The sequence below is a fragment of the Microcoleus sp. A003_D6 genome (genome assembly GCF_036702825.1).
Taxonomy (GTDB): Bacteria; Cyanobacteriota; Cyanobacteriia; order Cyanobacteriales; family Microcoleaceae; genus Microcoleus.
The window spans coordinates 128,866-141,382 of sequence record NZ_JAUBWA010000001.1; the positions used below are offsets into that span (position 1 = coordinate 128,866).

Genomic DNA, 12,517 nt, shown 5'->3' on the forward strand with positions numbered 1-12,517 from the left:
ATGACTAATTACTATTTCACGCGACCAGCCGTAGCATCGACAAGTTCCAACTGCGACAGCCGGAACGTAATCAGCTTGTCCCAATTGCCGCCTTCAAACAGTACCGCGACTTTCCCATCGGTAACTCGCTGGACTTGTCCTTGAAAGGCGTAGTAAATCTCACCCTTATCTTTAACTCGAACTGCCGAACCAGGAAAAATCATAATTTTTTGAATGTTATGTTTGCTGTTTATAGTTTACCGTTTCTTGGCGATCCAGAATGGATGCTAAAACAGGCAAGATGCCTGTTCCACAAACACTCACAGGCAAGATGCCTGTTCCACCAACACTCACAGGCAAGATGCCTGTTCCACAAACACTCACAGGTTTCTTGTGGGGAGTAGGGGTTGGGCGTCCCACCCGCCCATGAAAAGCTGATTAACAATCCAAGATGTGACTTAGGCTAAGGCTGCTACGGAAACTTTACCGGCAATGCGACCCGCGATCGCCCGCAACTCCCTAGCTGAAGCAGAACCCGGTTGCCCCACCACGATCGGCACACCCGAATCGCCACCTTCCCGCAACGGAATTTCCAGCGGAATGCGGCCTAACAGCGGCACTCCCAACTCAGCAGCCGTCTTTTCCCCGCCGCCGGAACCGAAAATATCATATTGCTTGTCGGGCATATCCGGCGGCACAAAATAGCTCATGTTTTCCACAATTCCCAACACCGAAACTCCCAACTGCTGGAACATCTTCAACCCCTTGCGGGAGTCCAGCAAAGCCACAGTCTGCGGCGTCGTCACAATCACTACACCGGCCATCGGTACCGCCTGCGCCATTGTCAACTGCGCGTCTCCAGTACCCGGAGGCATATCCACAATCAGATAATCTAAATCGCCCCAATTTACCTGATAGAGGAACTGCCGAATGATCCCGTTCAACATCGGGCCGCGCCAAATCACGGGCTGGTCTTTGTCAATTAAAAACGCCATCGACACTAATTTGACGCCGTAGTTGAAGGCGGGTTCGAGGCTTTCCCCGCTTTTCCCGTCCCTAACCATCACTTTCGCGTCACCCAAACCCAACATATTCGGGTCGTTGGGCCCATAGATATCCGCATCCAGCAAACCCACCTTAGCGCCGGTTTGCGCCAGCGCTACAGCCACATTTACCGCCACCGTGCTTTTGCCGACGCCGCCTTTGCCGCTGGAAATTGCGATGATATTTTTAACTCCTTCAATGCCTTGTCGATCGACCACTCCCTTCTGCTGCGGGGTCTCGGCTGTCACCTCCACAGCCACTTTTTCGACTCCTGGCAACTGTTTGACCGCTTTTTGGCAATCTTCGACAATAAATTCTCGCAGCGGGCAAGCAGGCGTTGTCAGCACTAAAGTAAAACTGACGACACCGCCGTCAATTTTGATGTTACGAATCATGTTCAATTCCACCAAACTTTTTTGCAGTTCGGGGTCTTGCACGGGTCGCAGGATTTCTAAGACTGAACTAACATCGAGTGTTTTGGGCATTGTGTTCTCCACCATAGCTCTGCAATTGGGTTAGCGAATTTTCGATCGCAGGTTTAAGTATATTTTTATTGCTATTTTTTAATGTAACTTCATAGCGATCGTTTGTAGACCTGCGGTGGCATAATTACAGTGCCGACTGGATTTGGGAATCATCACCCATCTAAGACTCAAATCTGACAACAGAAAATTTTATGACAGTTTCTACAACACTTAAAACCGCAACTTCCCCGCTTTTGCCGCCCGCTGACTCTAGAGCTAGAGTCAGCCAATTTATGAAAAGCCTACAAGACGAAATTTGTCAATCCCTCGAACAGCTCGATGGCGGCGGCAAATTTAAAGAGGACTCTTGGGAACGCTCCGAAGGCGGGGGCGGACGTTCTCGCGTTATGCGCGAAGGCAATGTGTTTGAACAAGGGGGAGTCAATTTTTCCCAGGTGTGGGGCGAAAGTTTGCCTGCTTTGATTCTGGCAAAGCACCCAGAAGCTGCCGGTCACGATTTCTATGCCACTGGCACTTCGATGGTGCTGCACCCCCGCAATCCCTACTTGCCTACGGTTCACCTGAATTACCGCTATTTTGAGGCAGGGCCGATTTGGTGGTTTGGGGGCGGTGTCGATTTGACTCCTTATTATCCGTTGGCTGAGGATGCGGCTCATTTTCACAAAACTCTGAAAGCAGCTTGCGATCGCCACCATCCCGGATATTATCCGACATTTAAACTCTGGTGCGACGAATATTTCTACCTCCCGCACCGCCAAGAAACTCGCGGCGTGGGCGGCCTGTTTTTTGACTACCAAAACGCTCAAGCCCCGCTTTACCGCGACCACAATGTCAAAGGCAAGGCCGCTGAGTGCAGCAACAGCATCGGGGTGCCGGAACCTAGGAGTTGGGAGTCGCTGTTCGCCTTCGTACAGGACTGCGGTAGGGCATTTTTGCCGGCTTACACCCCAATTGTTGAAAAGCACCGATCGAAAGAATACGGCGATCGCGAGCGCGATTTCCAACTTTACCGCCGCGGCCGTTACGTTGAATTTAACTTAGTGTACGATCGGGGCACGACCTTTGGCTTGCAGACCAACGGACGCACCGAATCGATTCTAATGTCCCTGCCACCTCTGGTACGCTGGGAATATTGCTTCGAGCCAGAACCCAACTCTCCAGAAGCTGAACTCTACTCAAAGTTCTTAAAACCGCAAGATTGGGCGAATTGGATGCCTCAGCAGTCACCGACCTGAGTTAAACTACTCAGAAAGCAACCACCGCGATAAATAGTAATAAATTTGAGGGAAGGGTCAGTGATTCATATTGATCAAAAAACCCACACGCTTCAAGACGGTACAACAGTTATCGTCTTAGCACCGACAGGACGGTTGGACATCACGACAGCTTGGCAATTCCGCCTCAAGTTGCAAGAGTGTATTTCCAAACTCAGCCGCCATGTCGTAGTGAATCTTGGTCAGGTTAACTTTATCGATAGTTCTGGCCTGACCTCACTTGTAGCAGGTATGCGGGATGCGGATAAAGTTAAGGGAAGTTTTCGCATTTGCAATGTTCATCCAGAAGCCAAACTGGTGTTTGAAGTCACCATGATGGATTCTGTGTTTGAAATATTTGAAACGGAAGAAGAAGCTCTAGAGGGGGTGCCGCGCGCAAGTTAAGAAAACCGGGCGATTGAAATCGCGTCTACACAAACAAAACCTGCCTCCGCAGGTTGAAGAAGACCGGGCGATTGAAATCGCGTCTACACAAACAAAACCTGCCTCCGCAGGTTAAAGACCGGGCGGTGAAAATTACATCATCTTCTTCTTTAGTCCGCGGAGGCGGACTTTGTTTTTGTAGGCGCGGTTTCAACCGCCGTCCGATCTTTGTTTGTTTAGAGGCGGTTTCAACCGCCGTCCGATCTGATCCCAAGCGTATTGGCCAATATTTCAGAAGCAAAATCCTGACGCTTCACAAATCTAAAAGGGCCCATTAAAGCTCCCCAGATAGCTTTGCCAGTCGTGGGGCTTATTCCTTTGTCGTAGCTGAGAAATTCCTCGCCTGCTGCTTCAAATCCCAAGTCTACTTGGTAACTTTGCCCGCCGTAGGTAAATCCACAGCGAGTACCCTCTGGCAAAGATGCCCGAAAGCGATAGCCGTTTGAGCCTAAATTTTGCACCGCAACCGAGAGGGTGCAGCCGGGGAGGAGTTGGATTTGCTCCCTCGTTAGCTTTCCAAGCAAGTCGGGGTTGCGACCGGCTCCTTTGACGGCTGCGATATCCTTGAACATATAATACTGAGCTTCTATAAGTCCCGGTGCTGTCTTCACGTGCCTAAGTTGCACGATGCGGGGGCGGTATGGCTTATCTAATTCCAGAATGTTGGCTTGTTCGGCAAACAGGGCAATGCTGGGCTCGTCCAAGAGAGGAACGGGCAGCGGTCTTTGCCACAAACGAAGGTGGACGTACCAAGCCGGGTCTGCTAGCGCTTGTTCCCGGTTGTCAAATTCGCCCGCCATGTACTGGGCTAACGCTCTTAATTCAGGAGAAATTGTCATGTTCGCGGGATTTTTGAGGATTTGGACTTGACAGTAAAAAGTTATTGTGCTATTGCTTGCCAGAGCAGGGATGGGCAAGTCAGAAGATTAGATTTCTGAGCGATCCCAGAAGAGCTATGATTGTAAAGATACTGGGGTTTTGCCCTCGTTGTGCGACCTATTAATTGTTGCTGCCGATCGCGAGTAAAATCTTCTCGGTAAAATTTTGCCTCGCTTTTGAGCCGGCACCGCTTAACAAAACTGGCAATTTTTGTCAGTCGGCTCGCACATCGACTCCCCCGACTTTACTCACGCCGCTCGGTTCGCCCGCTACGGCAAAATTATTTATCTATAAGACTCAGGTGAACAATAACCGTACTGTTTCAGATACTAAGCGAAGTTTCTATACGATTCACACTCGACCGATCAACTCAATTTACCGTCGAGTGGTGGAAGAGTTGATGGTAGAAATGCACTTGCTTTCGGCGAATGCCGATTTTCAATACGACCCAATTTATGCTTTGGGTGTAGTCACAGCTTTCGATCGATTCATGCTCGGATACGCGCCAGAAGCAGACCGAGTTTCGATTTTTAACGGTTTGTGCAAGTCCCTAGAGGACGATCCCGATCGCTACAAGCAAGATGCTTACCGCTTGGAAAGCTTGGCGGGGCGACTGTCGGGGTCTGAGTTACTCTCGTGGATCGCTCGCTCCACCAGCTTTGAAGATACAGGAGATTTACAAGCGTCTTTAGGGGCGATCGCCAGCAACCCTCAATTTAAGTACAGCCGCTTGTTCGCGATCGGTTTGTTCTCGCTGTTAGAAAAAGCTGACCCTGACTTGGTAAAAGACCCAGGAACGCGAAACGACGCGATCGCCAAAGTCTGTGCGGCATTGCACCTCCCAGAAGACAAAGTTAGTAAAGATTTAGATTTGTACCGCAGCAATTTGGAAAAAATGGCCCAAGCGCGAATAGTGCTTCAAGATGTCATCCAAGCGGAACGGAAAAAACGCGAAAAACGAGAGACAAAAGTTACCGTCGCCCCCTCGGCAGACTCTTCTGACAGCAACAATTAATCGTTTGAAGGAACAAGGAAGTTCCGCAACGGATTCTCTCAACGGATGTAACGGATGTCACGGATGTCAGGAAGAAGGAAGTTCGGCAACGGATGTCACGGATGTCACGGATGTCACGGATGTCACGGATGTCAGGAAGAAGGAAGAGGGATTTATTTATTTTATAAAATAAATAAAAAAACTCTTAAATTTTAATTTTTTTTTCTTGAATTCTGGCTTCGGCCTTGTGCCTTCAGATGAATGTTGGTTGCTCAAAAACTAGAAATCCCGCTTTATGAATTGAGCGGGATCGACCTAACCAAGATAGAGCTGTTGGGCGCGGTACTACGGCTGCGGCTCAAAATTAGTGGCGTTAGCTTGCAGCCAAGTGCTTAGCTGTGAAAGAACTTCGTTTCCCGAAGACTTGCCCAAAGCTGTGGGGTTTGGGGTGTCGGGCCTGTCCAAGTTGCGGGCGATCGCCGAGTTGACTTCTTTGGAAATCAAATCGTGAAGTTGCTCTTTAGCCCTAGCCCTTTGAAAGTGAGCTCCCTCTTCCGTCGTAGCGTAAAGAGGCGGCAGCCGATTTAAAGCATAAGCTGCAATATCTCCCACATCCAGACTCAGGTCGCTACTGGCCTCAATTTCGGCAACCCGAGCGATCGCATCGCTGAGCACCAACTCTTCCATCACGTTGATGAACTGTTTGCGCGGCAGAACAACAACTTCCCCAGTCAACAAAGATCCCATCAGACGATCGAGAGCCATGTACTCTTCGATCGACAATTCCGAAGCCGTATTGCATATCCGTCCCACCTCAGCTTCCATAGACGGTGTTAAATAGCCGTCTTGCAAAGCCTGTTCAACAATTTTTTCAATACTCATATATGCTTCCCACTCAACGGCATCATCAATAAAGTTTTGGGAAGACGCGATTGCTTGCGTCTTGAGGTTCGAGTTTTGAGGAATGAGTTGAGAATTTTTATAAAAATCCTCACTCAATACTGATAACCCATAACACTTATCTACACACCCTAGCCACAAACTTACCCCATAATTGACGGCTTTATTCGTCAAAACCCGTAAAAATTCCTACTCAACTCCCTGAAGGCGCCAAGGTACGGGATCGATGGACTGCCCGTGGACGTAAAGTCCCCAGTGCAGGTGAGGGCCTGTCGAAGCCCCTGTTGACCCCAGAGCACCAATTACTTGACCGGCTTTCACGAAATCCCCTTCCTTGACATCAATCCGGCTGAGGTGCATCAAAATACTTGCTACTCCCTGACCGTGGTCGAGACCAACGACATTCCCGTGGATTTTGAACCCTTGAGATTCGCGTCCCACTAGAGACACTCGACCTGCTGCTGGTGCGACTACAGGGGAACCGTAAGCACCCGCGTAATCGACGCCGCGGTGGTAGTAGTCTTGAGCAAATACCCCATTATAGTATCGGCGCACCCCGTAAATAGTGGTAATTTCGCCGGAGTTGGGGCGCAACAATTTGCCATCCCAAAATTTTTCGGATGTCACCAGTGCTTTAAATGCGTCTACGCGATCGAATTCGGCATCTGTACCTTCGCTGTCTTTGCCGGGAGGTAGCCAGATGGATTGAGTGGGAAAATCTCGATCGCGCACTTGCACGCTCAACTTCTGCACTTGTCCGTCACCTGCGACTTGAACAAGGCGGGCACCGGGTTTCTCTACCGGGGTCGTCGGTAGCAGGGCACGAAAGCGGCCGTTGCCGATGGGAAACGCGGGGTAGTTTTTTTGCTGTACGGACACCGTGGGAGTGTCGCTGCTGTCTACCTGAATTACTACCGACAGCGTATCTCCGAGTTGAGGATTTGCCGGCGTCACAACTACCTGCAAAGCTTGCACCGGCAGGGCAAAACTCAGAAAGCCCGCAACAATTCCCCCGCTGAAAGTAGCGATTAGGTGGTTTGCTTTCAACTGTCGCCACCGCAAAATTACATCCGCCACTATTTCCGTACTTTCCCCGCAGTTGCCTCGATTCACAGTCATTATCATAGTTAGGTTTCCTTAACCTTTGTCAAGCAGATATTTCTGTTCACTATACATCTCCAATATCTAAACTGAGTGCATTTTTGATAACTAAAATCACAGTTTAGGTTCTCTCTGTCCGAAAGTAACAATAACCAGTTAGAAGGAGATTAATTTTACAGCAGACACTATCGGGATTCTTACCTTCTAACGCCGATCGACCTTCTGCTTTTTTAGATTCTAGCTTCGGCTTTGGGAAGACTCATTTTTTCAACAATATTTTTCCGCAGATAAACCGTCAGCGGTTTTTCCACTAAAGAGTAGAATAAGCAGCCTACAACTACAGTTATCAATGCTACCAAAGCGGGGGCAAAAAATCCATCGAAATATTTTCCTAAATTTGCCTTTTGCACCACTTTTGTAATTGCTGATACGATCGGGCTGTGGATTAAAAATATTGAGTAAGAGGCATCTCCCAAGTACGTCAAAATTTTAGGAACTTTTGGAGAGTCGTTAAGGTCGATCGATGCCGAACCTACGATTAACAAAGCCGCCAAGACTCCAAAAGTGCTGATTCTCTCTATTTCTATGTTGTTCGCCGCTGCAAATATTAATAAAGCTAGATATCCTAAATTTGCTACTCCAAACAAAATCCAGCGATTTTTGCTGATTTGATTGCCAAATTTAATCACAGTATAGCCAGCCAAGCAGCCTAAGACAAATTCTAGATTCATATTGCCAAATACTATATTTAGCAAAAAACCGTCGCGACCAAAATCTACTACTTTTAAATAATGGAGCACCGTCACAAATAGCCAAGTCGAAAGTATGGGCACAGAATACTTTGGTTTGAACCAGATTGCTATGCTGAAGAGCAGATAAAAAAACAGTTCGTAAATCAAAGTCCAGCCGACATCTAAGATTGGTTTATCATTCTGAGGTAGCAGAAGCAGAGATAAAAATATGTGCTGAATACTTAAATCTTTATTATTGGCAAAACCGGGAACTACTAGAAAAAAGGCTAAAACTGTGAGAGTAATTATCCAATAAATTGGGTAAATTCTGACGGTGCGCTTGACTAAAAATGATTTTAACTGGTCTTTTTTACCGATCGCCGATCGGTGAACGTACACCATGATAAAACCGCTCAATACAAAAAAGTAATCAACACCGCTCCACCCAGCCTGAAATATATTAAAAAAAGTAACTTGATTTAATCTTTCCGCGCTCATCTGGTTGATGTGAAACATTACCACCAATACAGCCCCAATCCCTCGATAAACTTGCAAGAGGTTAAGCTTTTTGTGAGGAGTTGAACTCTTTGTCATGAGAATATACCTTGTTCAAGAGTGGCAGTTGCGCTTGTTTCTCAACTATAGTCAACGCGCCAAACATAGTCAACACATTAGAGACTATAATATAACTTTATACTTTTTTCATAAAGTTGTGCAAGAAGACTTCCGACTGATCGTTGACTTAGTTCTAGTTCTCGCTGCTGCCGCAGCAGGAGGACTCTTTGCATCGCTTTTGCGACAACCGGTAATTCTGGGGTATCTCCTGGGAGGGATCGTAGTTGGGCCGGCTGGTTTGGGGCTGATTAAAGAATTAATTCAGGTAGACACCCTGGCTGAATTCGGGGTTGCCTTTCTGTTATTTGCCTTGGGAGTGGAATTTTCTTTCGCCGAACTCCAGAAAGTTAAAGCCATTAGTTTGGGCGGGGGGGGCTTGCAAATTGTGCTGACGATCGCATTTACTACTGCAATTTCCTTGGCTGTAGGCTGGGTAGAATCGCCCGCTCAAGGCGTGTTTTTAGGAGCTATTCTGTCGCTTTCTTCGACAGCAGTCGTACTGAAATGCTTGATGGAGCGCAATGAAGGCGGTACTTCCCACGGTCAAGTCATGCTGGGAATATTAGTAGTTCAAGATTTGGCCTTGGGGCTAATGCTAGCAGTTTTGCCGGCCCTCAATCAGCCCGCAGAAGCGATCGGCCTGACGGTAGCGTGGGCCCTGCTGCGGATCGGGTTATTTGCTGCCGGTGCTGTAGTCGCGGGCATTTGGCTGGTACCGCAGTTGCTGCGCTACCTGGCGAAAACAGAAAGCCGGGAACTGTTTTTGCTGGGAGTTGTGGTTTTGGCTTTAGGGATTGCGCTGCTGACAGAATATTTGGGTTTTTCGATCGAGATGGGCGCATTTGTCGCCGGTTTAATGATTTCGGAGGTGGAATATGCCGACCAAACTCTAACTTATGTCGAGCCTTTGCGAGATATTTTTGCATCCTTATTTTTTGTCACCATCGGAATGTTAATTGACCCGGTGTTTCTGTGGAACCATCTAGAATTAATTCTGGAACTGGTATTTCTAGTATTTGTCGGCAAATTCTTGATAATAACGCCGATCGTCCGACTATTTGGCTATCCGCTAAAAACAGCATTAATCGCAGGTTTGGGCTTAGCTCAAATAGGAGAATTCTCCTTTGTACTCGCTAGTTCCGGCCAAGCTATGGGACTCGTTTCGCGGAACGTTTACCTGTTAATTTTAGGAACGACAGCAGTCACCCTCGTGCTGACTCCGTTTGTATTGAGAAGCGTGCCGCAGTTATTCAAGTGGGCAGAAAATTTCGGGCCTTTGCAGCGGTATTTTGACGAAACATCTCAACCTGTGGCAATAGCTGAAACTTTGCCGGAACAAAATCATGTTGTGGTTTGTGGCTACGGGCGAGTCGGCAGAATTTTAGTCAAAATGCTGCAAAGCCGCAACTGTTCAATTGTGGTGATCGACGAGTCAGAAAGTAGAATTCAAGAGTGCAGAGTCCAAGGAATTCCTTACATTTACGGGAATGCTGCCAGTTGGCACGTATTGGAAGCCGCCGGAGTGGAACGGGCAAAAGCAATGGCGATCGCCCTTCCCGATCCCATGAGCACTCGCTTGTGTCTGAAGCGGGCTTTAGAATTAGTCCCGGATTTGGATGTTGTGGTGCGGGCAAACCAAGATAAAGACATCGAACTGCTTTACCAACTGGGGGCCTGGGAAGTCGTGCAGCCGGAGTTTGAGGCCAGTTTAGAACTGTCTGCCCACTTGCTGGCTGGCATCGGGATCTCGGCAATGGCGATCGGGCGGGAAGTGCAGCAAATTCGCAGCAGCCGCTATCTGGAATTGCGGCCGCCGCGCGAACCTTTGGCGGTTTCGCGGGATTTGAAAGTGGCGGTTCGAGATATGAACAGCGAGTGGTACAGCTTGCCGTCAGGTTCTCCCATCGCCAGCATGACTTTGGAAGAAACTAACTTGCGACAGTTGACAGGGGTCAGCGTGGTGGCGATCGTCCGCGCAAATGGCGAGGAAATTGATTATCCCAACGGCAAGACAGCTTTGCAGTGGGGCGATCGACTTTTTGTAGTGGGAGAACCGGAAGAACTCATCAGTTTTGAGTTGCTGGCGAAGGGGGAAGTTGCAGTCCCGCAGGGCGACAGTTCTTGCCAGTGGCTGAGGCTGCCAGCAAACAGCCCTTGGGCGGGCAAAAAACTATCAGAGGTAGATTTGCTGGCCCAGTACGGGGTGCAGGTGCGGGCGATCCGCCGGGAAGGGAAATTTACTCGCTGGCCGGACGGAACTACCAATTTGCAAGAGGGCGATCGTTTGCTGCTGTGCGGGGGCTTCTACGAGCTCGGCTTGATGCAGCGGACGGCCTCACCAGTGGTGCCGCAACCTGCTTTAAAGCTGCCTTTTGTCGCCGCCCAAGTCACCGAAAAGCTGTTTAGCGATTAGTCATTTTGAAGGAAGAAGGAAGAAGGAAGGAGGAAGGAGGAAGACGTTCGAGGGAAGGAGGAAGACGTTCGAGGGAAGAAGGAAGACGTTCGAGGGAAGAAGTTCGAGGGAAGATTTTTCCGATTTCTCCCCCAATCTCCCCCTCCCCCACTCTCCCAATCTCCCCCTCTCCCCCTCTCCCCCTCTCCCCCTCTCCCCATCTCCCCCTCTCCCCATCTCCCCCTCTCCCCTTCTTCCCCTCTCCCCCTCTCCCCTTCTCCCTAACTCCTCACTTGTTGGGTTTGAGATAAGCAATTGCCGATCGCGAGATCAGAATTTGTGTTTCTGAGGGATCGAGGAGGCAAATGCAGCTATGATCCTGCCAAAAAATTCTGCCTGCTAGCAAGTCACCCGTAACGAGTTTGATCTCTACCTGTTGTTTGTCTTTGATGTAGCTTTGTATTAAGCGAACGCTGGGCAATCCGGTCTCAAATTCAGACATACTGGGAAATGGGTAATTTGGTCATTAGTCATTAATCATTAGTCATTAGTCATTGGTCATTAGTCATTGGTCAGTAGTCAGTAGTCATTAGTCATTTTTTGCTGTCAACTGTCAACTGTCAACTGTCAACTATCAACTGTCAACTGTCAACTGTCAAAAGAGGTTTGTTTTTATGCCGATCGAGTTTGCGAAGTATCACGGACTGGGAAATGATTTTATTCTGATTGACAACCGCCACTCGTCAGAACCGGCGATTACACCAGAACAAGCTGTGGAGTTGTGCGATCGACATTTCGGGATTGGCGCAGACGGCGCGATTTTTGCTCTTCCGGGCCAAAACGGCACTGACTATACGATGCGGATTTTTAACTCCGACGGTTCGGAACCGGAAATGTGCGGCAACGGGATTCGCTGTTTGGCTAAGTTTATCGCCGATTTGGAATCGAAAGAAATTGACCCCCCCCAAGCTTCGGGGGGGAGTGAATCTAAGACTGAGTACCGGATTCACACCGGTGCGGGCGTTATTATCACCGAATTGCGATCGGACGGTCAGGTTAAGGTGGATATGGGAGTTCCCCGGCTGCTGGCTGCGGAAATTCCGACAACTTTGGCTGCACCGGATGCCAAAGTTATTGATGTGCCGATCGAAGTTGCTGGTAAATCTTGGTCTGTTACCTGCGTCAGCATGGGCAATCCTCACTGCATTACTTTTGTAGACGATGTTTCGGCTGTTGCTTTAGAAACTGTCGGGCCCGGGTTTGAGCACCACCAAGCCTTCCCGCAGCGTACCAATACAGAATTCATTCAAGTGATACGTTCGGACTACGTAAAAATGCGGGTGTGGGAAAGAGGCGCAGGTGTTACTCTAGCTTGTGGGACTGGTGCTTGTGCGGCTGTGGTAGCTGGGGTGTTGGTAGGGAAGTGCGATCGAGCAACTGCGGTTGAACTCCCCGGCGGCGTTTTGGAAATCGAATGGGCAGAAGTTTCTGGGCGGATTTACATGACCGGGCCGGCACAGCGAGTATTTACTGGTTGTATTAGTGATTAGTCATCAGTCATTGGTCATCAGTCATTGGTCATTGGTCATCAGTCATTGGTCATTAGTCATTGGTCATTGGTCATTGGTCATTGGTCATTGGTCATTGGTCATTGGTCATTGGTCATTGGTCATTGGTCATTGGTCATCAGTCATTGGTCA

15 protein-coding genes are annotated in these 12,517 nt (G+C 48.8%); 6 read left to right on the plus strand and 9 right to left on the minus strand.

What is annotated here, in order from left to right:
* Positions 1 to 11: 11 nt before the first annotated feature.
* From QUB70_RS00590 to QUB70_RS00600, 3 genes are all read right to left on the minus strand, one after another.
* On the minus strand, positions 12 to 203 hold the full coding sequence (locus QUB70_RS00590) for an NAD(P)H dehydrogenase subunit NdhS (RefSeq protein WP_332977793.1): 192 nt from the start codon (positions 201 to 203) through the stop codon (positions 12 to 14).
* 13 nt (positions 204 to 216) lie between these two features.
* Positions 217 to 363, minus strand: a complete 147-nt coding sequence (locus tag QUB70_RS00595; RefSeq protein ID WP_332977794.1) for a hypothetical protein — start codon at positions 361 to 363, stop codon at positions 217 to 219.
* Positions 364 to 437: 74 nt separating this feature from the next.
* Positions 438 to 1,508 (minus strand): Mrp/NBP35 family ATP-binding protein, encoded by a 1,071-nt coding sequence (locus QUB70_RS00600; protein ID WP_332977795.1) that lies wholly within the window; start codon positions 1,506 to 1,508, stop codon positions 438 to 440.
* Positions 1,509 to 1,699: 191 nt separating this feature from the next.
* Here QUB70_RS00600 and hemF point away from each other — a divergent pair, with 191 nt between their 5' ends.
* Together hemF and QUB70_RS00610 are read left to right on the plus strand one after the other, a co-directional pair.
* Complete coding sequence (gene hemF / locus QUB70_RS00605; protein WP_332977796.1) at positions 1,700 to 2,743, plus strand: oxygen-dependent coproporphyrinogen oxidase; 1,044 nt, start codon at positions 1,700 to 1,702, stop codon at positions 2,741 to 2,743.
* Between the two features lie 60 nt (positions 2,744 to 2,803).
* Entirely contained in the window at positions 2,804 to 3,166 is a 363-nt protein-coding gene (locus tag QUB70_RS00610) for an STAS domain-containing protein (RefSeq protein WP_006631392.1), read from the plus strand.
* Between the two features lie 227 nt (positions 3,167 to 3,393).
* On the opposite strand, the gene QUB70_RS00615 is transcribed toward QUB70_RS00610, so the two are convergent.
* Positions 3,394 to 4,044, minus strand: coding sequence for a chromophore lyase CpcT/CpeT (locus tag QUB70_RS00615; RefSeq protein ID WP_332977797.1), 651 nt, complete (start codon positions 4,042 to 4,044; stop codon positions 3,394 to 3,396).
* A gap of 164 nt (positions 4,045 to 4,208) precedes the next feature.
* Between QUB70_RS00615 and psb29 the strand changes: the two genes are divergently transcribed.
* On the plus strand, positions 4,209 to 5,099 hold the full coding sequence (psb29, locus tag QUB70_RS00620) for a photosystem II biogenesis protein Psp29 (RefSeq protein WP_442927662.1): 891 nt from the start codon (positions 4,209 to 4,211) through the stop codon (positions 5,097 to 5,099).
* Positions 5,100 to 5,103: 4 nt separating this feature from the next.
* Positions 5,104 to 5,271: a hypothetical protein gene (locus tag QUB70_RS00625; RefSeq protein WP_332977798.1), complete on the plus strand. Its 168-nt coding sequence runs from the start codon at positions 5,104 to 5,106 to the stop codon at positions 5,269 to 5,271.
* 152 nt (positions 5,272 to 5,423) lie between these two features.
* Here the strand turns inward: QUB70_RS00625 and QUB70_RS00630 are convergent, their stop codons facing one another.
* From QUB70_RS00630 to QUB70_RS00640, 3 genes are all read right to left on the minus strand, one after another.
* Positions 5,424 to 5,960, minus strand: a complete 537-nt coding sequence (locus QUB70_RS00630) for a late competence development ComFB family protein (protein ID WP_332977855.1) — start codon at positions 5,958 to 5,960, stop codon at positions 5,424 to 5,426.
* Positions 5,961 to 6,167: 207 nt separating this feature from the next.
* A complete protein-coding gene (locus QUB70_RS00635) occupies positions 6,168 to 7,103 on the minus strand; it encodes a M23 family metallopeptidase (RefSeq protein WP_332977799.1) in 936 nt (311 codons plus the stop codon).
* A 206-nt stretch (positions 7,104 to 7,309) separates the two neighbouring features.
* Complete coding sequence (locus QUB70_RS00640) at positions 7,310 to 8,404, minus strand: acyltransferase family protein (protein ID WP_332977800.1); 1,095 nt, start codon at positions 8,402 to 8,404, stop codon at positions 7,310 to 7,312.
* 118 nt (positions 8,405 to 8,522) lie between these two features.
* Here QUB70_RS00640 and QUB70_RS00645 point away from each other — a divergent pair, with 118 nt between their 5' ends.
* On the plus strand, positions 8,523 to 10,838 hold the full coding sequence (locus QUB70_RS00645; RefSeq protein ID WP_332977856.1) for a cation:proton antiporter: 2,316 nt from the start codon (positions 8,523 to 8,525) through the stop codon (positions 10,836 to 10,838).
* On the opposite strand, the gene QUB70_RS00650 is transcribed toward QUB70_RS00645, so the two are convergent.
* Together QUB70_RS00650 and QUB70_RS00655 are read right to left on the minus strand one after the other, a co-directional pair.
* Positions 10,839 to 11,132, minus strand: coding sequence for a hypothetical protein (locus tag QUB70_RS00650; RefSeq protein ID WP_332977801.1), 294 nt, complete (start codon positions 11,130 to 11,132; stop codon positions 10,839 to 10,841).
* Entirely contained in the window at positions 11,107 to 11,319 is a 213-nt protein-coding gene (locus QUB70_RS00655) for an Hfq-related RNA-binding protein (RefSeq protein WP_332977802.1), read from the minus strand. The genes QUB70_RS00650 and QUB70_RS00655 overlap by 26 nt, the downstream gene beginning before the upstream one ends.
* 172 nt (positions 11,320 to 11,491) lie before the next feature.
* On the opposite strand from QUB70_RS00655, the gene dapF reads away from it, so the two are divergent.
* Positions 11,492 to 12,367: a diaminopimelate epimerase gene (gene dapF / locus QUB70_RS00660; RefSeq protein ID WP_332977803.1), complete on the plus strand. Its 876-nt coding sequence runs from the start codon at positions 11,492 to 11,494 to the stop codon at positions 12,365 to 12,367.
* The last annotated feature ends 150 nt before the right edge of the window (positions 12,368 to 12,517 follow it).

Coding starts and splice junctions, on each gene's coding strand:
- QUB70_RS00590 (WP_332977793.1), bottom strand. CDS start 203: ATGATTTTTCCTGGTTCGGCAGTTCGAGTTAAAGATAAGGGTGAGATT.
- QUB70_RS00600 (WP_332977795.1), bottom strand. CDS start 1,508: ATGCCCAAAACACTCGATGTTAGTTCAGTCTTAGAAATCCTGCGACCC.
- hemF (WP_332977796.1), top strand. CDS start 1,700: ATGACAGTTTCTACAACACTTAAAACCGCAACTTCCCCGCTTTTGCCG.
- QUB70_RS00615 (WP_332977797.1), bottom strand. CDS start 4,044: ATGACAATTTCTCCTGAATTAAGAGCGTTAGCCCAGTACATGGCGGGC.
- QUB70_RS00630 (WP_332977855.1), bottom strand. CDS start 5,960: ATGAGTATTGAAAAAATTGTTGAACAGGCTTTGCAAGACGGCTATTTA.
- QUB70_RS00635 (WP_332977799.1), bottom strand. CDS start 7,103: ATGATAATGACTGTGAATCGAGGCAACTGCGGGGAAAGTACGGAAATA.
- QUB70_RS00640 (WP_332977800.1), bottom strand. CDS start 8,404: ATGACAAAGAGTTCAACTCCTCACAAAAAGCTTAACCTCTTGCAAGTT.
- QUB70_RS00655 (WP_332977802.1), bottom strand. CDS start 11,319: ATGTCTGAATTTGAGACCGGATTGCCCAGCGTTCGCTTAATACAAAGC.
- dapF (WP_332977803.1), top strand. CDS start 11,492: ATGCCGATCGAGTTTGCGAAGTATCACGGACTGGGAAATGATTTTATT.